The sequence below is a fragment of the Thioclava sp. F1Mire-8 genome (assembly GCF_002213165.1).
Classification (GTDB): Bacteria; Pseudomonadota; Alphaproteobacteria; order Rhodobacterales; family Rhodobacteraceae; genus Thioclava; species Thioclava nitratireducens.
Genome location: NZ_NBNY01000001.1, coordinates 777,566 through 796,825, shown reverse-complemented (window position 1 = coordinate 796,825; position 19,260 = coordinate 777,566). Strand labels below are relative to the sequence as shown.

The following is a 19,260-nucleotide window of genomic DNA, read 5'->3' as shown; positions in this document are numbered from 1 at the left end:
ACGCCCGCGGGCTGCACGCGTTAGAGGCGCAGCCCGGTCTCGGCGTCGAAGACCTTGGCCTTGCCCATATCGACCTCAAAGCTGAAGGGCGCGCCCGGGGGCAGGGCGTCCTCGGGCCGGACCCGGGCGATCACCTCGGTCTCGCCCAGGGCGAAGACGATCATCGTGTCCGGTCCGGTCGGCTCGACCAGATCCACCGGACGTTCGAAGACGAAACGGTCGGGGCCGGGCAGTTCGGTCCCGGCCATGAAGATCACCTCCGGCCGAAGCCCGAGGACGACCTTTTGCCCGTCGGGGGCGGTGATCCGCTCCGCGAGCGTTTGGGACAAGGGGAACCGCAGCGCTTCTGCCGCGCCCTCCGCCAGTTCGACAGATACGCCTTCCGGCCCCCCGCGGCGCAGGACACCGGGCAGCATGTTCATCGGCGGCGAGCCCATGAAGCCCGCGACGAACAGGTCCACCGGATCGTCGTAGATCGCGCCGGGCTCGGCCACCTGACGGATATGGCCGTTATCCATCACCGCGATCCGTGTCGCCAGCGTCATCGCCTCGATCTGGTCGTGGGTGACATAGACGACGGTCTTGCCGAGCCGCTGGTGCAGCTTCTTGATCTCGGTGCGCATCTCGATCCGCAGTTTGGCGTCGAGGTTCGACAGGGGCTCGTCGAACAGAAACACTTCGGGCTTGCGCACGAGCGCGCGGCCCATTGCGACGCGCTGGCGCTGGCCGCCCGAAAGCTGGCCGGGCTTGCGGTCGAGATAGGGATGGATCTGCAGAAGCGTGCTGAACTCCTCGACGGCTTTGGTCTGATCGGCGCGCGGGACGTGGCGGGTCTGCATCCCGAAGGTGATGTTCTCACGCACCGTCTTGGTCGGGTAGAGCGCATAGGACTGGAACACCATTGCGATGTCGCGGTCGCGCGGCGGGGTGTCGTCGACTCGTCGCCCCGCGATGTCGATATGGCCGTCGCTCAGCGTCTCGAGCCCGGCGATCAGGTTGAGCAGGGTCGACTTGCCGCAGCCCGAGGGCCCGACGAGGACAATGAACTCGCCCGCCTCGATCTCGAGGTCGATGCCCTTGATCACCTCGTTGGTCCCGAAGCGTTTGCGCACGCCCTGAAGGGAAATTCCCGCTGCCATCGCTACCCTTTCACCGCTCCGGCCGAGAGACCGCGCACGAACCACGCCCCGGCCAAGACATAGACCGCCAGCGTCGGCAGGGCCGCGATGATCGCCGCGGCCATGTCGACATTGTATTCCTTCACCCCCGTCGAGGTGTTCACCACGTTGTTGAGCGCCACCGTCACCGGGTTGCTGTCGCCGATCGTGAATGCGACGCCGAACAGGAAGTCGTTCCAGATCTGGGTGAACTGCCAGATCACGGTGACGACGATCGCGGGCAGCGACATCGGCAGCACGAGCCGGAAGAAAATTCCGAAGAAACCCGCCCCGTCGACCTTCGCCGCCTGAATGATGCCGTCCGAAACCCCGATGAAGAAGTTGCGGAAGAACAGGGTCGTGAAGGCGAGGCCATAGACCGTGTGCACAAGGATCAGCCCCGGGACCGTGCCCGCAAGCCCGAGCTGGCCCAGCACCCGCGCCATCGGCAGAAGGATCACCTGAAACGGAATGAAGGCGCCGAACAGCATCAGCGCGAAGATCGTATCGGCGCCGCGAAAGCGCCACTTGGTCAGCGCATAGCCGTTGAGCGCGCCCAGTATCGTCGAGATCGCCACCGCCGGGACGGTCATCATCACCGAGTTCCAGACATAGGGCGCAAGCCCGTTGCAACGCACACCCACGCAGGCGCTGTTCCACGCCTTCTCCCAGGCGCTGAAGTCGAGCGCCTGCGGCGGGCTGATGAGAGAGCCCTCCCTGATCTCGGCCAGCGATTTCAGCGAGGTCGATATCATCACCAGAAGCGGGATCAGGTAGTAGATGCAGAACAGCCCGAGCACCGCGAAGAGCAGCGCGCGCATCAGGCCGTGATGCAGCCCCTTGCGCCGGACGATCCCGCCTGTGCTGCGTGCGCTCATCCGGCTGTCTTCCTCAGTTCCGAGTAGAGATAGGGCACGATGATCGCGATGACCGTCATAAGCATCATCGTGGCACTCGCCGCCGCCACGCCCAGCTCGCTGCGCTGAAAGGCGAAGGAATACATGAAGGTGGCGGGCATGTCGGTGGCATAGCCCGGCCCCCCGCCAGTCAGCGCGATCACCAGATCGAAGCTCTTGATCGCGAGATGGGCGAGGATGATGACGGTGGAGAGGAACACCGGTCGCAGCATCGGCAGCACGATCCCGGTATAAGTGCGCCACGGGCCCGCGCCGTCGATCGCCGCCGCTTTCAGCACCTCGTCATCGACCGAGCGGAGCCCGGCCAGAAACAGCGCCATCGCATAGCCGGAGCTTTGCCAGACGGCCGCGATCACCACCGTGTAGATCGCGTAATGCGAGTTCACCAGCCAGTCGAATCTGAAGCTCTCGAACCCGGCCTGATGCATCAACCGCTCCAGGCCGAGGCCGGGGTTCAGCATCCATTTCCAGACCGTTCCGGTGACGATGAAACTCAGCGCCATCGGGTAGAGGTAGATCGTGCGGATCACCCCCTCGATGCGCACCTTCTGGTCGAGCAGGATCGCCAGAAGGATGCCGATCGCCATCGAGATCGAGATGAACAGGCCCGAAAAGACAAACAGGTTGCGGATCGCCACGTACCAGCGCGGCGTCTGCCAGAGACGGACATATTGGCTCACCCCGTCGAATTGGTAGTCGGGCATCACCCCCGAGCGGGTCAGCGAGATATAGGCCGTCCAGCCGATGAAGCCGTAGACGAAGAACAGGCTCGCCGCGAAAAGAGGAGAGACGACAATCGCGGGCAGGCGCCTTTCCAGCGCCCGCCCGAACCTTGCCATGGGGCCCGTCCTCCCGGACATTGCAGGCCCTAGTTTTCCTGCGCGCGCTTGACCGCGGCAGCGAGTTGCTTGACCGCGTCCTCGGAACTCATGTCGGAGTTGAAGAACGCCGTCACAAGATCGAGGAACTCGCCGCGCACCGAGCGGGGCACCGCCATCTCATGCGCCATCGACGGCACCAGCGTGTCGTTCTCGATCGCGGCCAGCAGGTCTTCGTGCGAGCGTTTGGCACAGGCGTCGAAATCATCGAGCGGCACGTCCGTGCGCGCCGGGATCGACCCTTTCGCGAGATTGAAGACCTTCTGGAACTCGGGCGACATGATCAACCGCGCCAGCACTTTCTGGCCCTCGATGCGGTCTTCTCCCTCCACCTTGAAGAAGGTGAAGCTGTCCGAATTCAGCACGAAGCCCTTGCCCGGCGTGGGCCAGCACAGGAAATCCTTTTCCGGAACCTTGCCCGCCGCGAGGAATTCGCCCTTGGCCCAGTCGCCCATGATCTGGAAACCGGCCTCGCCGCGCATCACCATCGCGGTCGCGAGGTTCCAGTCGCGGCCCGAGAAGTTCGGATCGACATAGCCACGCAGCTTGCGCAGCTGATCGAAGGATTTGACCATCATGTCCGAGGTCAGGGCCTCCGGATCGAGCTCCACCAGCGCCTTGCGGTAGAAATCGGCCCCACCGATTCCCAACACCACGTCTTCGAACAGCGTCGCGTCCTGCCAAGGCTGACCGCCATGGGCGAGCGGCACGATACCCGCCGCCTGCAGCTTGTCGGCGGCTGCGTTGAACTCGTCCCATGTCGTTGGCATGCCTTCGACGCCCGCTTTCTTCAGCGCCTCGGGGTTGGCCCAGATCCAGTCGACGCGGTGGATGTTGACCGGGGCTGCGACGTATTTGCCTTCGTATTTCATGATTTCGGCCAGCGCCGGCGGCAACACATCGTCCCAATTGCCCTCATCCGCCACGGACTGGACGTCGTTGAGCGCGCCTTGCTGGGCCCATTCCTGAATGCCGGGCCCTTTGAGCTGCACGGCGGTCGGCGGGTTTCCGGCCACGACGCGCGCCCTCAGCGCCGTCATCGCGGCATCGCCGCCACCGCCCGCGATCGGCGAGTCGATCCATTCCCCGCCCTCGGCCTCGAAGGCTTTCTTCAGTTCTCCGACGGCCTTGGCCTCGCCCCCGGAGGTCCACCAGTGCAGAACCTCGACCGTGCCATCCGCCCGCGCGGCGCTGGCCGAGAGCGCGCCAGCGACACTCACCGCCGCCATCATGGCTTTACAAATATGCATGTTTTCCTCCTCCTCCCGGTCGCGCTTGCGGTGAAATTTCGCAGCCAGACCTGCGATCTAGGCTGGGGCGACATCGGTGAACCGTCATTGACCGGGATCAACGATCCGTGATCTGGGTGCGGCCGGGGGAGCGTTCTGCGGCATTGCTACGCAAGGCGAGACGATTGCGTAGGCCGCGGAAAGGCTTACCATCGACGTGGGATCACCGAAGGCCCCCGGGAATGCAGGATACCGACGCCGCACCAGCATTTGTCGAAACCGCCGAGGCGGTGCTGGCGCGTCAGTCCGTGCCGTTCCCGGACGGGCTGTCCGCCGAGGAGGCCGCCGCGCGCCTCGCGCGCCACGGCCCGAACGCCCTGCGCCGTCAGAAACCGCGCAGTGCGCTCAACATCCTGCTGCATCAGTTCCAGGGGGTGATCGTCGCGCTTCTCGTTCTGGCGACGGTGTTCTCGCTGGTCATCAACGATATCGTCGAGGCGTTGGCGATACTCGTCGTGCTGCTCCTGAACGGCGCGATCGGGTTCTTCACCGAGCTGCGCGCGACCCGTTCCATGGAGGCGCTGTTCAGTGTCGCCGAGGTCCGTACCCGGGTGCGCCGGGACGGGATGCTGCGCGAAGTCGACGCCCACGATCTGGTGCCGGGCGATCTCGTGATGCTCGAGGCGGGCGACGTTGTGACCGCCGATCTGCGGCTGGTCGAAGCGTCGGGGCTTTATTGTGATGAATCCGTACTGACGGGCGAGTCTCTTCCGGTGCGCAAGATCACCGAAGCGTTGCCCTCCGACGTCGTGTTGGGGGATCGTTCCAATATGGCGTTCAAGGGCGCGGCCGTGACGCGGGGTGCGGGGATCGGCGTGGTGGTGCGCACCGGCATGGAGACCGAGATCGGCAAGATCAGCCAGCTCGCGATGGAGGCCAGCACAGAGCCCACACCGCTCGAACACCAATTGACGCGGCTCGGGCAGCGACTTGTCTGGCTGACGATCGTCCTCGCCGTCGCGATCATCGTCACGGGGCTGGCGCAGGGCCACCCGCTCACCGGTATGATCCAGACCGGGGTCGCGCTTGCCGTGGCCGCGATCCCCGAAGGTATTCCCGTCGTTGCCACGCTGTCGCTCGCGCGTGGGATGTGGCGGATGGTGCAGCGCAACGCCCTGATCAGCCGGTTGTCCTCGGTCGAGACGCTCGGGGCGACCACGCTGATCCTGACGGACAAGACGGGGACGCTGACCGAGAACCGGATGAGCGTGGTTCAGGTCTTGCTCGACGGGGGGAGCGTGAATCTGGACGGCCCGGATAGCGGAATCGCGGACGACCGTCTGCGCGCGGCGCTGCAGATCGGCATGCTGTGCAACAATGCCGAGCTGGGGGACGGCGAGGATGGCCGGATCGGGGATCCGACCGAGCTGGCGCTGCTGAGTGCAGCGCGAAAGCTAGGGGTGTCCGAAGACGGAGCAGAGTCACGCCTGCTCCAGCATGCGTTCGAGACCGACAGCCTGATGATGGCGACGGTCCATGAACTTCCGCAGGGGGGTATGCTCTACGCGACAAAGGGCGCGCCCGAAGCGGTGATCGCTGCGTGCTCCGAGGTTCTGGGGCCGGAGGGTGCGCGTCCGCTGAGCGATGAGGACAAGGCAAGCTGGATCGCCCGCAACGCTGAAGCGGCGGGCGAGGGGTTGCGCGGGATCGGACTCGCTATGAAGCAGGCGGAGGGGACGGAGGAGGCCCCCTATGAAGGGCTGACGCTGGTCGGTATCGCTTGTCTCGCCGATCCCCTGCGCAAGGATGTCCCGCCCGCGATCGCGGCCTGCCAGAGCGCAGGTATACGGGTGATCATGCTGACAGGGGATCACGCCGAGACCGCCGCACGCATCGCCAGAGATGCCGGGATCAGTGAGGACGGTGTAATGGCGATCGAGGGGAGAGAGCTGACAGGTCTCGATCTTGAGAGCGCCAGCGATGACACGCTCGACCGCCTGCGCAAGGCCAGCGTCTTCGCCCGCGTGGCCCCGGCGACGAAACTGGAGCTTGTCAGTTTCTACCAGCGCGAGGGGGAGACCGTCGCGATGACGGGCGACGGGGTGAATGACGCACCGGCGCTGAAGAAGGCCGATATCGGCATTGCGATGGGACAACGCGGCACCCAAGTCGCCCGCGAGGCGGCGCATATGGTGCTCAAGGACGATGATTTCGCGACCATCGTCGAGGCGGTGCGACAGGGCAGGGTGATATTCGGCAATCTCCGCAAGTTCATCGTCTACCTGATGTCGTGCAATCTCTCGGAGATCCTCGTGGTGGGGATCGCCGTGGGGGTGGGGCTCCCCGCGCCGCTCCTGCCCCTGCAGATCCTGTTTCTCAATCTCGTCACCGATGTCTTCCCGGCGCTTGCGCTTGGGATGGGGCATGGCGACGGACACGAAATGAGCCGTCCGCCCCGCGACCGTGCGGAGCCGATCCTCGCGCGGCGCGAATGGGAACGCATCGTCATTCTTGGGGTCATTGTAACCCTCGCTACGATGCTGGCCTTCGGAGGGGCGCTCTACGGGTTACAGCTTGCTCCCGGGGCCGCCGTCACGGTGGCCTTCGTCACCCTCGCGCTGGGCCAGCTTTGGAACGTGTTCAACATGCGGGAGGGGGACACCCACGCCCTGCGCAACGATGTGACGCGCAACCCTTATGCCTGGGGCGCGCTCGTGCTGTGTCTCGTGCTGATCGCGGGGGCGCTGTGGCTACCCGGGCTCTCCGATGTGCTGCAGCTTCCGTCGCCCGGAATCGCGGGGCTGACGCTCGCCGGGGCGATGAGCCTGCTTCCGCCGCTGCTGGGGCATCTGGTCGTATCGCGCGCAACCCGCAGATAATTTCCGCTCCCGCGTTGAGCCACATCAATGAAACTGCCTCCTGTCTTCGCCTAGGGAAGGTCATGGGCCGTTCGTCACGGGAGCGGTCTGTCGACTGGCATCACCTTGGGAGGAGGCGTGATGACTTGGGCGATCATCCAGAAGTCGGCCGCTGAACGCGCCGCCGCCACGCTCTCCGAGGAGGACCGCAAGGCGTTCACATGGGACACCGCGCGGGCGATGCTCGACGGGTTTCCCGATGGCGGGTTGAATATCGCGCATGAGGCGGTGGATCGGCATGTCGCCGCGGGTCATGGGGATGACGAAACGATCCTCTGGCTCGGCAAGGACGGCGAGCGGCAAAGCCTGAGCTATCGTGATCTCGCTGCCCGGACCGCGCGCTTCGCCAATGTTTTGACTGCGCACGGGCTGGAACCGGGCGACCGGCTCTTCGGTCTCGCCGGCCGGGTGCCCGATCTCTACGTCGCGGCGCTGGGCACGCTGAAGGCAGGGATGATCTTCTCGCCGCTCTTTTCCGCCTTCGGACCCGAGCCCCTGCGCACCCGGCTCGAGATCGGCGAGGCCAATGCGCTGATCACCACCGCCTCGATCTATCGCCGCAAGATCGCCGCGTGGCGGGACGAAATTCCCTCGCTCAAACTGGTGCTGATCATCGGCGACGAAGCGCCGGAGGGTTGCGTGGCGCTCGGCCCTGCGATGGCGGCGGCCTCGGAGTCGTTCGAGACGGTTCATACGGCACCCGAAGATCCCGCGTTGATCCATTTCACCTCCGGCACCACGGGCCGCCCGAAAGGCGCGGTGCATGTGCATAATGCGGTGGTGATGCACGCCGCCGCAGGCCGCTACGCGCTCGAACTGACGCCGGGCACGCGCTACTGGTGTACCGCCGATCCGGGCTGGGTGACGGGGACATCCTTCGGGATCATCTCGCCGCTGGTGAACCGGGTGCGGATGATCGTTGATGAGGCCGATTTCGATCTCGACCGCTGGTATTCGATCCTGCAGCGCGAGCAGATCGAGGTCTGGTACACCGCGCCCACCGCGATCCGCATGATGATGCGCGCAGGGAAAGAGGCGGCCGCGCCTTACGATTTCTCGACACTGCGGTTCATGGCCTCGGTGGGCGAGCCGCTCAATCCCGAGGCCGTGGTCTGGGGCAACGAGGTCTTCGGTAAGCCCTTCCACGACAACTGGTGGCAGACCGAGACCGGCGGCATCATGATCGCCAATACCCGCGCGATGGATGTGCATCCCGGCTCGATGGGAAAACCGCTGCCGGGGATCGAGGCGGGGATCGTGGAGCGTGTCGACGACGGCCTGCGCGACTGCAAGCCCGGCGAGATCGGTGAGTTGGCGTTGCGCCCCGGCTGGCCCTCGATGATGCGCGCCTATCTGCATGAAGAGGCGCGCTACAAGAAGTGTTTCGTGGGTGGCTGGTATCTCTCTGGCGATCTCGCGATGCGCGATAGCGAGGGCTATTTCTGGTTCGTCGGTCGCGCCGATGATCTCATCAAATCCTCCGGTCACCTGATCGGCCCCTTCGAGGTCGAAAGCGCGCTGATCGAGCATCCGGCAGTGGCCGAGGCTGCCGTGATCGGCCTGCCCGACGAGACCGCAGGCGAGGTCGTGAAGGCCTATGTCGCGCTCAATCCGGGGTTCGAGCCGTCCGAAGATCTCGAACGCGACATCCGTGGTCTCGCGCGCAAGAAGCTCGGCGCGGCGGTCGCCCCGCGCGAGGTGGTGTTCCGCAAGACCCTGCCGAAGACCCGTTCGGGCAAGATCATGCGCCGTCTGTTGAAAGCGCGCGAGCTGGGCCTGCCGGAAGGCGATATTTCGACGCTGGAGAGTGACGAGACATGACTGCCGACAAACCGCACCTGACCCATGACCACATCCGCGAATTGCTCACGGCGATGATCCGTGTGCGCCATTTCGAGGATAAATGCGCCGAGCTCTACACGCAGGAAAAGATCCGCGGCTTCCTCCACCTCTACGATGGCGAGGAGGCGGTGGCCTCGGGCGTGATCCCGCGGCTTGGCCCCGATGATCGCGTGGTGGCGACCTATCGCGAGCACGGTCATGCGCTGGTTCGTGGCGTGCCGATGGAGCGCGTGATGGCAGAGATGTATGGCAAGGCCACTGGTGCCTCGGGCGGGCGGGGCGGCTCGATGCATATCTTCGACGCCGAGCGGAATTTCTACGGAGGCAACGCGATCGTGGGGGGCGGGCTGCCGCTGGCCGTGGGGCTTGCGCTGCGCGACCGGATGATGGGTGCGCCCAATGTCACCGCCTGCTTCTTCGGCGAAGGGGCTGTGGCCGAGGGCGAGTTCCACGAGTCGATGAACCTCGCGCAGCTCTGGTCGCTGCCGGTGTTGTTCGTGTGCGAGAATAACGGCTACGCGATGGGTTCGGCCTTGGCGCGAACCGAGGCCGTGACCGACATCCGGCGCAAGGCGGCGGCTTATGGGTTCGCGACCGAGCAGGTGGACGGGATGGATGTGGTCGCGGTCGAGGCCGCCACCCGCCGCGCGCTCGCCGCGATCCGCGAGACTGGCAAACCCTATTTCCTCGAATGTCTGACCTATCGGTTCCGCGCGCATTCGATGTTCGACGCCCAGCTCTATCGCGACAAGGACGAGGTGGCCGCGTGGCGCGAGAAGGGACCGATCGTGCGGTTCCAGTCCTGGCTCTACGAGAGCGGGCTGATGCATCCCGAAGAGGTCGCGCAGATCGAGGCGGGGGTGGAGGACGAGATCGCCGCCGCCGTCGCCTATGCCGAGGGGAGCGAGTGGGAGCCGCTCGAGACGCTCACCCGCCATGTCATGGCCGAGGAACGCCCCGCGCCGCCCGCGCCGCCCGAACCCAGCGCCGAGACCGTCGAGATGACCTATCGCGAGGCGGTCAAGCAGGCCATCCGCGACGCGATGATCCGCGACGAGCGGGTCTTTCTGATGGGCGAGGATGTGGGCGCATATGGCGGTTGCTATGCGGTCTCGAAAGGGTTGATGGCCGAATTCGGCGAGGACCGCATCCGCGACACGCCGCTGTCGGAGTCCGGCTTCACCGGGGCCGGGATCGGTGCGGCGGCGGCAGGGATGCGGCCCATCGTCGAGGTGATGACGGTGAATTTCTCGTTGCTCGCGCTCGACCAGATCATGAACACCGCCGCCACGATCCGGCATATGTCGGGCGGGCAGTTCGGCGCACCCGTGGTGATCCGTCTTGCGACCGGCGCGGGCAAGCAACTCGCGGCGCAGCATTCCCATTCGCTTGAAGGGTGGTACGCGCATATTCCGGGGCTGCGGGTGCTGGCGCCCGCCACGCTGGAGGACGCGCGCGGGATGCTCTGGACTGCGATTGAGGATCCCGATCCGGTGCTGATCTTCGAGAACGTCATGCTCTACAAAATGACCGGGCAGATCGCGGCGAATGCCGGGCCGGTCGATATCGACAAGGCCGCGATCCGGCGCGCGGGCAAGGATATCAGCCTGATCACCTATGGCGGATCGCTGTGGAAGACGCTCGAGGCCGCCGAGGCGCTGGCGGGCGAGGGGATCGAGGCGGAGGTGATCGACCTGCGCTGCCTGCGCCCGCTCGATGATGAGACGATCATGGCCTCGCTCGCGCGCACGCGCCGCGCGGTGATGGTGGACGAGGGCTGGCGGTCCGGTTCGCTCTCCGCCGAGATCGCGGCCCGGATCGGCGAGCAGGCCTTCTGGCACCTAGATGCGCCGGTGGGGCGGGTGTGCTCGGCCGAGGTGCCGATACCCTATCCCAAACATCTCGAGGACGCCGCCATTCCGCAGGTGCCCGCTATCGTCGCCGCCGTGAAGACGACGCTCGGGAAAGGGTGAGGCGATGGCCGTTTTCAAGATGCCCTCGCTCGGCGCGGATATGGAGGCGGGCAAGCTGGTCGAATGGCTGGTGAAGCCCGGCGATACGGTCAAGCACGGCGATATCGTCGCGGTGGTCGAGACGCAGAAGGGTGCGATCGAGATCGAGGTCTTCGAGGACGGTGTGGTCGAAAAGCTGGTGGCAGAGCTTGGGCAAGACCTGCCGGTTGGCGCGCCGCTGGCCGTTATCAAAGCGCCCGGGGAGGCGTCGGCGGAGACCTCTGAGGCCGCGCCGCCAGTTGCGCCGCAGTCGCCTGCCGAACCGGTCGAACCGGAGGCAAGGATGGAGCCGCCCAGTGCGCCGCCTCCCGCCCCCCCATCAGGGATCGCCGCCTCTCCTGCCGCGAAGGCACGCGCCGCAGAATTGGGGGTCGCGCTGGAGAGCCTGACCGGCAGCGGGCCGGGGGGCGCGATCGTGCTCGCCGATGTCGAGACGACGAAACCCGCCGCGACGCCGAGCCCGGCAGAAGATCGCGGCGCATATATCGCAGAGATGCGCAAGGCGATCGCCGCCGCGATGGCCCGGTCCAAGCGCGAGATCCCGCATTACTACGTCACCCACACGGTCGATCTCAGCGCCGCGAGCGATTGGCTGAGCGCCGCCAATGCGAACCGCCCGCCCGAAGAACGCATCCTGATGGGCGCGCTTCTGATGAAGGCGATGGCACTGGCGGCTCGCGAGGAAAAGGCGGTGAACGGGCATTTCGGGGAGGACGGGTTCACGCCATCCCCGGCGGTTCATCTCGGCCTCGCAATCGCGCTTCGGGGCGGCGGGCTCGTGGCCCCAGCAATCCTCGATGCCCACAAGAAAAACCTTCAGGATTTGATGGAGGCGATGCGCGACCTCACGATGCGCGCTCGCGCCGGGCGGCTCAAAAGCTCGGAGATGAGCATGGCGACGTTGACCTTCTCGGCGCTTGGCGAGAGCGGGGTCGAGGCGATGGCCGGAATCATCGTGCCGCCGCAGGTCGCCATCGTCACTGCCGGCGCGCCCGGCCCGCAAGCATTGGTGCGAGACGGCAAGGTGGTTGCCGCCCAGGCCGTGACGCTGACCCTCGCCGCGGATCACCGCGTGAGCGACGGGCGGCTGGGCTCGAAATTCCTGACCGCGATCGACGCGAAGCTGCAAACGCCGGAGGAGCTATGACCGAAGACGAAATCCGCAGAGCCTATATCGAGGAGCTCGTGCGCGTCGCTCCCGATCTCGATCCCGCCGAAATCGCGGGGTCCGATCATCTTCAGGACGATCTTGAACTCGACTCGATGGATATTCTGAATTTGGTGATTGCGCTCGATAAACGCTTCGGCGTCGAGATTGCCGAAGCCGAGTATCCCCAGATCGCCACCCCGGATCTTGCTGCGGGGTTTCTCGCGTCGCGGATGTGAGAGGAAGGGGCGCCGCCGTATCTGGCGGAGCTGCTTTATCGGAAGTCCTGCGGGGGGCTGGATAGGGCTGCAAGCAGTCCGGCACCCCCCGCAAGAAGCCTCAGAGCCGCTGCAGCGGGATGCGCAGGCTGATCGAAAGCACATGCGCGTCGTTCTCGAAGGTCAATGGAGCGACCGGCGATTCACCTTCGGTCAGCGGCGTGCTGCCGCCCTTCGCGGTCCCGAAGCTGTAATAGCGATAGGACATCTCGAGGATCGCCGGATGCTTGCCGGGAGCCGTCAGTTGGTAGGCCATGCCGATTCCGAGCGAATAGGCGAAATCGCCGTGGGTGTCGCCCGAGAAGGTCCGGTCTACGGGATTCTTCGCGGTATTCGTCCGCGTCCAGTCGCTGACCTTGTTGTTGGCGTAACCAAGCCCCGCCACGACGAAAGGATGCAGGCGGGAATTGACGCCCATCTGCTCGAACGGGGAATAGTAGAGATTACCCATCACCGCGCTGGTCGAAACCGAAGCCGAAGTGATGTCGGCATGCTCGCCGCTGGTCGTGTGCGGACCGGTCGTCGTGGCCGAGCCAGTCGTGAGGACGCTGACATCACCGCGGAAGCCGTTCATCCAGTCATAGCCGAAGGCGATCTCTCCGAAGCCACTCGTATCGTTGCTCAGGTTGAAATCGATCCGCGGATCGTCCGGATATCCGGGCGGGAGCCAGTGCTCGTCGGAGGGTCGGGTGTTCGCGACCCCGAGCCCGAAGCGCACGTAAGGTCCGTAAGTGACGCTTGCCGTGCCCACCTTGAAGAAGTTGGCCGAGTCTTGTGCCGTAGCAGCCGCCGGGGCCGCAAGGCTGAAGACAAGGGCGCAGGCCGCAGCCAGCTTCGTTGAAAATTCCATCTCGATGCCTCTCTGTCCGTCTTTAGTCATTCGCCGGGTCGGATATCCCCATGTCGCGGGATAATGATCTCCGAACCGTGCAAGCAGAAGTGAAATTCTCTGCCCACGCTTTACGCGAGGGCAGAGTGTTGCCTAGGTTCCATAGAGTCTCAGCCGTCATGCCCGGCGAGAACCGCGATCCGCACCGCTTCGGCTTGCGCGGCGAGACTGGTCGCTGCCGCGCCCGTCACCGGCTGGCCGAGAATGGTCGTCACCGCCGTCACCGTGGCGGCCGTGATCGGCACGGTCTTGTCCGAGGCCGTGCCCAGGAAAATCGCCTCCAGCGTCGCGGTGTTGTTCGTCACCCCGAGACTCGAGAGCGCCGAGCTGCCATCCAGCGTGTCCTTGAGAAGGGCGAGGTTTTGCAGTGGCGAGTCGATGAAGGAGACGTTGTCCCAGTTCAGCGAAAGCTGGTCGATCGCCTGATTGAGCGGCAGGTTGTAGAACGAAACCATGGTCGGCGAAATCGTCGCCAGGGCTTCCTCATAGGCGCGCTGAAGCACGTGATCGGGTGAACGCGCCACGTTCAGCCGCCCGAGCTCGACCTCCGGAATTCCTTCGCTGGACCAGACGGGCTTGGTGCCGCGCGTGCCCGACGGGGTGCCGGCTTGCGGACCCTTGCCCTCGGAATCGGGGCCGGGGCCGCCCTGACCCTGCCCGGAAGAGCCGCTGGCGCCGCCATGGCCGCCGCTCTCCTCATGCGTGCCGTCGTCCTCGTGGCCGCCGCTACCATGGCCAGCCTCGCCGGTCTTGCCCTTCTGCTGGCCGCCATCCGTGTGATCGCCATCGGTATGCGAGCCGCTGTCCTGCGCAAGAGCGCTCGGCACGGACAGATGGAATGTTCCGAAGGTCGGGCCGGGCTGCACGGTAAGGCCCAGCCCCGCCATGAGCGCGATGCCGGCTACGGTCGTTGCGCGTTTTGCAGTCTTGCGTGTCATGACTGCCTCCTTGTTATGTTGGAAATGGGTCTGTGGACCCGGACCCCGCGCCGACGGGCGGGTCCGGGCTATTGCGTTTCGGATGCGATCAGCCGTGCCCGGCGAGGATCGCGATGCGAACGGCCTCGGCATCTGCAGCGAGGGATGCCGCCGCGGTACCCGTCACCGGAACCCCGAGGATCTGCGTCACCGCGATTACCGTATCGGTCGAGATCGGGACATTCTTGTCCGACGCCGCGCCGAGGAAGATCGCCGCGAGCGTGTCGGCATCATTCGAGACGCCGGAACTCGCGAGCGGCGTCGAGCCGTCGAGCGTCGCCTGCAGAAGGCCGAGGTTCTGCAACGGCGAGTCGATGAAGCTCACGTTGTCCCAGTTCAGCGAAAGCTCCTCGATCGCCTTGTCCAGGGACAGGTTGTAGAAGGAGACCATCTCGGGCGAGATCGACGCGAGTGCTTCTTCATAGGCCTGATCGATTACGTGCTCGGGCGAGCGCGCGACGTTCAGACGACCGAGTTCGACCTCCGGAATTCCTTCCTGCGACCAGGTCGGCTTGCCGCCGCCCGAAGAGGAGGGGGCGCCTGCCTGCGGCCCCTTGCCGTCGGAATCTTCTCCCGGGCCGCCTTGTCCCTGACCTTGCGATTGCCCGGTCTGAGCGCCTTTGCTACCCTGACCCTGACCGCCTTGATTTCCCTTGCCGGTCCCTTGGCCGCCGGACTCCTGTGCATTGGCCGCGAAGCTTAGCGGGCCGGTGACCGGTGCCTGCCATGCGATCGCGACTCCCAGCGCCGCTGCAAGAGCGACGAGCGAGACGCGAGATTTGCCCGTGAACAATGGATTACGCATTTCATCTTCCTCCACTTTGATGACGCATGGAACCCGCGTCGATCAGAGAAAATCACAGGAGAAGAGAGCGAACTTTGATTCCTATCAATATGATGAATATTTCTATCTAACCGCGTCACAGACCGACTCCGTGCTTCTCGATCCTCGTCTGCCACGATCGAGGTTGCGACCGCACTCCATGGATCTCGGCGGCAAGTTCCGGGCAATTTGGCGCCTGAGCGACGACCGGCTTTCAAGACCTGAGCGACGACCAGAAAGTCTCTTCCGCGAGGTTGTAATTGCCTTGCAGGCGCATCGCCTTGATTTGCAATTCGCAGACCGGAAGTTCCGTGGAGAGATCGACCAGATGTCCCGCCGTGATCGGCTCCAGCGCGAGCGATTCCGGGACCCACGCGACCCCCATGCCGATCACCGCCATCTCGACCGCCGCCAGCGTCAGTGCCGTCTCGACCTTGGGCGCATAGCGGATCGCCGGGCTGAGATAGGGCAGGATACTGCGCTCCATCACTTGGCCGAAGAAAACGTCCGAGGGGTAGGCGATGTAAGGCGTCTCGACGGGACCGGCGCCCTCGGGCGCGGCTTTCGGCAGGCTGGAGTTGAAGACCGGGATCAGCCGGTCGGTGCCGATCGTGATCTCCTCGAGAAAATCGGCACGGGCGTCGTCTCTTTCGTCCGGCGTGCGGTAGACGATCGCGACATTGGCCTGCCGCGAGAGCAGTAGCCCCGTGCAGGCGTCGAGATTGGCCGAGCGCAGGCGGACATATATCCCCTCGCGCTCTGTCGGCATCTTGCGCAGGATCGATGGTATATGCCCGGTGGTCAGCGAGTGCTGGCAGGCGATCACCACGCGGTTGCTTGCCACGCTGTCGCCGCGCCGCAGATCGGCGACGAGCTGACGCAGCCCGTTCGACAGCTGCATGATTTGCTCTCGCTGTGCCCGCGTCGTCGGCTTGAGACGGATCGGCTTGTGCGAGCGGTCGAACAATTCGACGCCGACGAAATCCTCGATCTGCTTAATTCGGCGCGAGAATGCGGATTGCGTGAGCATCCTGCGCTCGGCCGCGCCGCTGAAAGATCCCGTATCCTCGATCGCGAGGATGTCTTCGAGCCATTCCAGTCGCATATCGCCCCTAACTTGCAAGAAGTGCAAAACATATCAAGAATTTCGAATTTGCATAGGGGATTGATCTGCGCAACGCTCGATACAGACAAGTTACCCAAGGAACTCCATATGCATCTCGCTCGCTTTCCCCGCGTTCATCTGGCGCATCTGCCGACCCCTCTCGAAAAGCTTGATCGCCTCTCGAAAGAGCTGGGCGGGCCGGAAATCTGGATCAAGCGGGACGACTGCACGGGCCTGTCGACCGGTGGCAACAAGACGCGCAAGCTGGAATTTCTGATGGCCGAGGCGCAGGCGATGGGCGCCGATACCGTGATGACCCAGGGCGCGACCCAGTCGAACCACGCACGCCAGACGGCGGCGGCTGCGGCGAAGCTCGGGATGGCCTGCCATATCCTGCTTGAGGATCGCACCGGCTCGAACGACGCCAATTACAACGAGAACGGCAACGTGCTTCTCGACCATCTGCATGGGGCGACGACGTCGAAACGGGCGGGCGGCAAGGACATGCAGGCCGAGATGGAGGCGGTCGCCGAGAAGCTGCGCGGCGAGGGCCGGACGGTCTACGTCATTCCCGGCGGCGGCTCCAACGCGACCGGCGCGCTCGGCTATGTGAACTGCGCCTTCGAACTGGTCGGGCAGGCGAATGACCGCGGGCTGGTGATCGACCATATCGCGACGGCGACCGGCTCGGCGGGCACGCAGGCCGGGCTGATCACCGGACTCAAGGCGATCAATGCCGGGATCCCGCTGACGGGGTTCGGGGTGCGCGCGCCGAAGGACAAGCAGGAGGCCAATGTCTTCGCGTTGGCGCAGAAGACCGCCGAGAAGCTGGGCTGCCCCGGTGTGGTGGCCCGCGAGGACGTGGTGGCCGATTGCAGCTATGTCGGCGAGGGTTACGGCATCCCGCGAGAGGATACGCTGGAGGCGATCCGCATGTTCGCGCAGCTCGAAGGGATCCTTCTCGACCCGGTCTATTCCGGCAAGGGCGCGGCCGGGATGATCGACTATTGCCGCAAGGGGCATTTCAAGAAAGGCGAGCGCGTGGTCTTCCTGCATACCGGCGGCGCCGCGGCGCTGTTCGGCTACGAGACCGTCTTTGCCGAGGCCAACAAAGCCCTCGTGGTGGCCTGAGATCATGATCCGGCCGCGCTTCTCCAAGAGCTTCACCCAGCAGCCCCCGATCCCCGAGGAGGGGATCGAGGCGGCCGTGGCGGTGATGCGCTCGGGGCGGCTGCATCGCTACAACCATGCACCCGGCGAGGCGAGCGAGGTGGTGGAGCTGGAGCGCGAATACGCGCAATGGCAGGGCGCGCGCTATTGCCTCGCGGTGGCTTCGGGCGGACAGGCGATGCAGATCGCCCTGCGCGCCGCGGGGGTGATGCCGGGCGATCGCGTGCTGACCAACGCCTTCACGCTCGCCCCGGTGCCGGGCGCGATCGCGGCGGTGGGGGGCGTCCCGGTTCTGGTCGAGATTACCGAGGATCTGGTGCTCGACCTCGAAGCGCTGGCGACGAAGGCTGCGCAAAGCGGCGCGCGGCACCTTCTGCTGTCGCATATGCGCGGTCACCTGTGCGACATGGACCGTCTGATGGAGATCGCGACGGCGCATGGGCTGACCGTGATCGAGGATTGCGCCCACACGATGGGGGCGCGGTGGAACGGTCGGTTGTCCGGCTCTTTCGGGCTGGCGGGGTGTTTCAGCACCCAGACCTACAAGCACATGAATTCCGGCGAGGGAGGCTTGCTGACCTCGGATGACGCCGAATTCATGGCGCGCGCGACGGTCCTGTCGGGCTCCTACATGAACTACGAGAGCCATGGGGCCGGGCCCGCGCCCGAGATCTACGACAAGATCCGGCTGGAGACGCCCAACATGTCCGCCCGGATGGACAATCTGCGCGCGGCGATCCTGCGCCCGCAGCTTCGCCAGCTGGAACAGAGTGTTGCCGCGTGGAACGCGCGCTACGATCTGGTGGCCGATGGGCTGACGCGCTCGCCCGCGATCTGCCTGCCGCGTCGACCGAAGGCGGAATTCTATGTCGGCTCCTCGATCCAGTTTCGGGTGCCCGGCCTTGCGCCTGCCGAGGCCGAGGTCCTGATCGCGCGGCTTGCGGAGGCGGGGGTCGAGGTGAAATGGTTCGGGGCCGATCAGCCCCGGGGCTTCACATCCGATCATCGCAGCTGGCGCTACGTCGCCGCGCAGGAGCTGCCCCAGACCGATGCGGTTCTCGCCAGCCTCTTCGATATGCGCCTGCCGCTGACGTTCAGCCTCGAGGATTGCGCGCATCTCGCAGGTCACATCGTCGATGCAGTCGAGAGCGTCCGCGCCAGGGTGAGCGCATGATGCGGCGGGTCGGAATTCTGGGCGGCATGGGACCGGAGGCGACGATCCTGGTTATGCAGAAGGTTCTGGCCAGCGTGACGGCGCGCGACGATGCCGATCATGTGCCGCTGATCGTGGATCTGAACCCGCAGGTCCCCTCGCGTATCCGCCACCTGATCGAAGGTACGGGCGAAGATCCGGGCCCGGTTCTCGCCGACATGGCGCGCCGGTTGGTGGCAGGCGGGGCGCAGGCTCTCGCGATCCCCTGCAACACCGCGCATCACTACCTGCCCGCGATCCGCGCGGCGGTCGACGTGCCGGTGCTCGACATGGTGGAGCTGTCGGTTGCCCGGGCCGCACGCTTGGCCGGGCAGGGTGGTAGGGTCGGCGTTCTTGGCTCACCCGCGCTGTGCAAGGTGAAACTCTTCGATTCAGCCGCAGCGCGACACGGGCTGGACCTGCGCTACAGCGAGGCGGAAGACGATCTTCTGGCTGCGATCCGCCAGATCAAGGCGGACGGCCCGCAACCGGGCGCGCGCGAAAAACTGGCGGCCGCCTCGAGCGCGTTGTTCGAGCGCGGCGCAACTGTGCAGATGATCGCCTGCACCGAATTTTCGCTTATTCCGGAGGCAGTCTGTCCCCGGGCGGACGTATTTGACACGCTCGACGAGCTGGTCAGTGCTATCGTCGCCTTTGCGACCGCACCGGCGGAGGGGCGCAGCGATAGTGGAACGCGATAACCATCAAAGCGAGAGATACATCTCG

The 19,260-nt window shown here is 65.3% G+C and carries 16 protein-coding genes; 8 read left to right on the top strand and 8 right to left on the bottom strand.

Going from position 1 to position 19,260, the window contains the following annotated elements; translation table 11 throughout:
• Nucleotides 1–20: 20 nt before the first annotated feature.
• Genes ugpC through B6V75_RS03705 form a run of 4 tightly spaced genes read right to left on the bottom strand, consistent with a single transcriptional unit; the run spans nucleotide 21 to nucleotide 4,202 of the window.
• Nucleotides 21–1,139, bottom strand: coding sequence for a sn-glycerol-3-phosphate ABC transporter ATP-binding protein UgpC (gene ugpC, locus B6V75_RS03720; RefSeq protein ID WP_088718765.1), 1,119 nt, complete (start codon nucleotides 1,137–1,139; stop codon nucleotides 21–23).
• Between the two features lie 2 nt (nucleotides 1,140–1,141).
• Nucleotides 1,142–2,035 (bottom strand): carbohydrate ABC transporter permease, encoded by an 894-nt coding sequence (locus B6V75_RS03715; protein ID WP_088718764.1) that lies wholly within the window; start codon nucleotides 2,033–2,035, stop codon nucleotides 1,142–1,144.
• Complete coding sequence (locus B6V75_RS03710) at nucleotides 2,032–2,913, bottom strand: sugar ABC transporter permease (protein ID WP_088718763.1); 882 nt, start codon at nucleotides 2,911–2,913, stop codon at nucleotides 2,032–2,034. Before B6V75_RS03710 ends, B6V75_RS03715 begins: the two co-directional genes overlap by 4 nt.
• A 29-nt stretch (nucleotides 2,914–2,942) precedes the next feature.
• Nucleotides 2,943–4,202: an ABC transporter substrate-binding protein gene (locus tag B6V75_RS03705; RefSeq protein WP_088718762.1), complete on the bottom strand. Its 1,260-nt coding sequence runs from the start codon at nucleotides 4,200–4,202 to the stop codon at nucleotides 2,943–2,945.
• 221 nt (nucleotides 4,203–4,423) lie between these two features.
• Here B6V75_RS03705 and B6V75_RS03700 point away from each other — a divergent pair, with 221 nt between their 5' ends.
• The 5 genes from B6V75_RS03700 to B6V75_RS03680 all read left to right on the top strand — a co-directional run bounded on the left by B6V75_RS03700 (nucleotide 4,424) and on the right by B6V75_RS03680 (nucleotide 12,339).
• Entirely contained in the window at nucleotides 4,424–7,060 is a 2,637-nt protein-coding gene (locus B6V75_RS03700; RefSeq protein ID WP_088718761.1) for a cation-transporting P-type ATPase, read from the top strand.
• Nucleotides 7,061–7,180: 120 nt separating this feature from the next.
• Nucleotides 7,181–8,920 (top strand): acetate--CoA ligase, encoded by a 1,740-nt coding sequence (gene acsA / locus B6V75_RS03695; RefSeq protein WP_088718760.1) that lies wholly within the window; start codon nucleotides 7,181–7,183, stop codon nucleotides 8,918–8,920.
• Nucleotides 8,917–10,914 carry a pyruvate dehydrogenase (acetyl-transferring) E1 component subunit alpha gene (gene pdhA / locus B6V75_RS03690; RefSeq protein WP_088718759.1) on the top strand — a complete coding sequence of 666 codons (1,998 nt, stop codon included), beginning with the start codon at nucleotides 8,917–8,919 and terminating at the stop codon, nucleotides 10,912–10,914. Before acsA ends, pdhA begins: the two co-directional genes overlap by 4 nt.
• Before the next feature lie 4 nt (nucleotides 10,915–10,918).
• Entirely contained in the window at nucleotides 10,919–12,100 is a 1,182-nt protein-coding gene (locus tag B6V75_RS03685) for a dihydrolipoamide acetyltransferase family protein (RefSeq protein ID WP_088718758.1), read from the top strand.
• Nucleotides 12,097–12,339, top strand: coding sequence for a phosphopantetheine-binding protein (locus tag B6V75_RS03680; RefSeq protein ID WP_075774695.1), 243 nt, complete (start codon nucleotides 12,097–12,099; stop codon nucleotides 12,337–12,339). The genes B6V75_RS03685 and B6V75_RS03680 overlap by 4 nt, the downstream gene beginning before the upstream one ends.
• 100 nt (nucleotides 12,340–12,439) lie before the next feature.
• Here the strand turns inward: B6V75_RS03680 and B6V75_RS03675 are convergent, their stop codons facing one another.
• The 4 genes from B6V75_RS03675 to B6V75_RS03660 all read right to left on the bottom strand — a co-directional run bounded on the left by B6V75_RS03675 (nucleotide 12,440) and on the right by B6V75_RS03660 (nucleotide 16,172).
• Complete coding sequence (locus tag B6V75_RS03675; protein ID WP_168174437.1) at nucleotides 12,440–13,228, bottom strand: outer membrane beta-barrel protein; 789 nt, start codon at nucleotides 13,226–13,228, stop codon at nucleotides 12,440–12,442.
• A 149-nt stretch (nucleotides 13,229–13,377) separates the two neighbouring features.
• Nucleotides 13,378–14,205, bottom strand: coding sequence for a hypothetical protein (locus tag B6V75_RS03670; RefSeq protein WP_088718756.1), 828 nt, complete (start codon nucleotides 14,203–14,205; stop codon nucleotides 13,378–13,380).
• Nucleotides 14,206–14,293: 88 nt separating this feature from the next.
• Nucleotides 14,294–15,049: a hypothetical protein gene (locus tag B6V75_RS03665; RefSeq protein ID WP_088718755.1), complete on the bottom strand. Its 756-nt coding sequence runs from the start codon at nucleotides 15,047–15,049 to the stop codon at nucleotides 14,294–14,296.
• Nucleotides 15,050–15,281: 232 nt separating this feature from the next.
• Entirely contained in the window at nucleotides 15,282–16,172 is an 891-nt protein-coding gene (locus tag B6V75_RS03660) for a LysR family transcriptional regulator (protein ID WP_088718754.1), read from the bottom strand.
• Between the two features lie 108 nt (nucleotides 16,173–16,280).
• On the opposite strand from B6V75_RS03660, the gene B6V75_RS03655 reads away from it, so the two are divergent.
• Genes B6V75_RS03655 through B6V75_RS03645 form a run of 3 tightly spaced genes read left to right on the top strand, consistent with a single transcriptional unit; the run spans nucleotide 16,281 to nucleotide 19,235 of the window.
• The gene (locus B6V75_RS03655) at nucleotides 16,281–17,303 is read left to right on the top strand and encodes a D-cysteine desulfhydrase (protein ID WP_088718753.1); all 1,023 of its coding nucleotides are present in this window, start codon (nucleotides 16,281–16,283) and stop codon (nucleotides 17,301–17,303) included.
• Nucleotides 17,304–17,307: 4 nt separating this feature from the next.
• Nucleotides 17,308–18,516: an aminotransferase class I/II-fold pyridoxal phosphate-dependent enzyme gene (locus tag B6V75_RS03650; protein ID WP_088718752.1), complete on the top strand. Its 1,209-nt coding sequence runs from the start codon at nucleotides 17,308–17,310 to the stop codon at nucleotides 18,514–18,516.
• Nucleotides 18,513–19,235 (top strand): amino acid racemase, encoded by a 723-nt coding sequence (locus B6V75_RS03645; RefSeq protein ID WP_088718751.1) that lies wholly within the window; start codon nucleotides 18,513–18,515, stop codon nucleotides 19,233–19,235. Before B6V75_RS03650 ends, B6V75_RS03645 begins: the two co-directional genes overlap by 4 nt.
• The last annotated feature ends 25 nt before the right edge of the window (nucleotides 19,236–19,260 follow it).

Coding starts and splice junctions, on each gene's coding strand:
- B6V75_RS03705 (WP_088718762.1), bottom strand. CDS start 4,202: ATGCATATTTGTAAAGCCATGATGGCGGCGGTGAGTGTCGCTGGCGCG.
- B6V75_RS03685 (WP_088718758.1), top strand. CDS start 10,919: ATGGCCGTTTTCAAGATGCCCTCGCTCGGCGCGGATATGGAGGCGGGC.
- B6V75_RS03675 (WP_168174437.1), bottom strand. CDS start 13,228: ATGGAATTTTCAACGAAGCTGGCTGCGGCCTGCGCCCTTGTCTTCAGC.
- B6V75_RS03680 (WP_075774695.1), top strand. CDS start 12,097: ATGACCGAAGACGAAATCCGCAGAGCCTATATCGAGGAGCTCGTGCGC.
- B6V75_RS03650 (WP_088718752.1), top strand. CDS start 17,308: ATGATCCGGCCGCGCTTCTCCAAGAGCTTCACCCAGCAGCCCCCGATC.
- pdhA (WP_088718759.1), top strand. CDS start 8,917: ATGACTGCCGACAAACCGCACCTGACCCATGACCACATCCGCGAATTG.
- B6V75_RS03665 (WP_088718755.1), bottom strand. CDS start 15,049: ATGCGTAATCCATTGTTCACGGGCAAATCTCGCGTCTCGCTCGTCGCT.
- B6V75_RS03670 (WP_088718756.1), bottom strand. CDS start 14,205: ATGACACGCAAGACTGCAAAACGCGCAACGACCGTAGCCGGCATCGCG.
- B6V75_RS03715 (WP_088718764.1), bottom strand. CDS start 2,035: ATGAGCGCACGCAGCACAGGCGGGATCGTCCGGCGCAAGGGGCTGCAT.
- ugpC (WP_088718765.1), bottom strand. CDS start 1,139: ATGGCAGCGGGAATTTCCCTTCAGGGCGTGCGCAAACGCTTCGGGACC.
- acsA (WP_088718760.1), top strand. CDS start 7,181: ATGACTTGGGCGATCATCCAGAAGTCGGCCGCTGAACGCGCCGCCGCC.
- B6V75_RS03700 (WP_088718761.1), top strand. CDS start 4,424: ATGCAGGATACCGACGCCGCACCAGCATTTGTCGAAACCGCCGAGGCG.
- B6V75_RS03660 (WP_088718754.1), bottom strand. CDS start 16,172: ATGCGACTGGAATGGCTCGAAGACATCCTCGCGATCGAGGATACGGGA.
- B6V75_RS03655 (WP_088718753.1), top strand. CDS start 16,281: ATGCATCTCGCTCGCTTTCCCCGCGTTCATCTGGCGCATCTGCCGACC.
- B6V75_RS03645 (WP_088718751.1), top strand. CDS start 18,513: ATGATGCGGCGGGTCGGAATTCTGGGCGGCATGGGACCGGAGGCGACG.
- B6V75_RS03710 (WP_088718763.1), bottom strand. CDS start 2,913: ATGGCAAGGTTCGGGCGGGCGCTGGAAAGGCGCCTGCCCGCGATTGTC.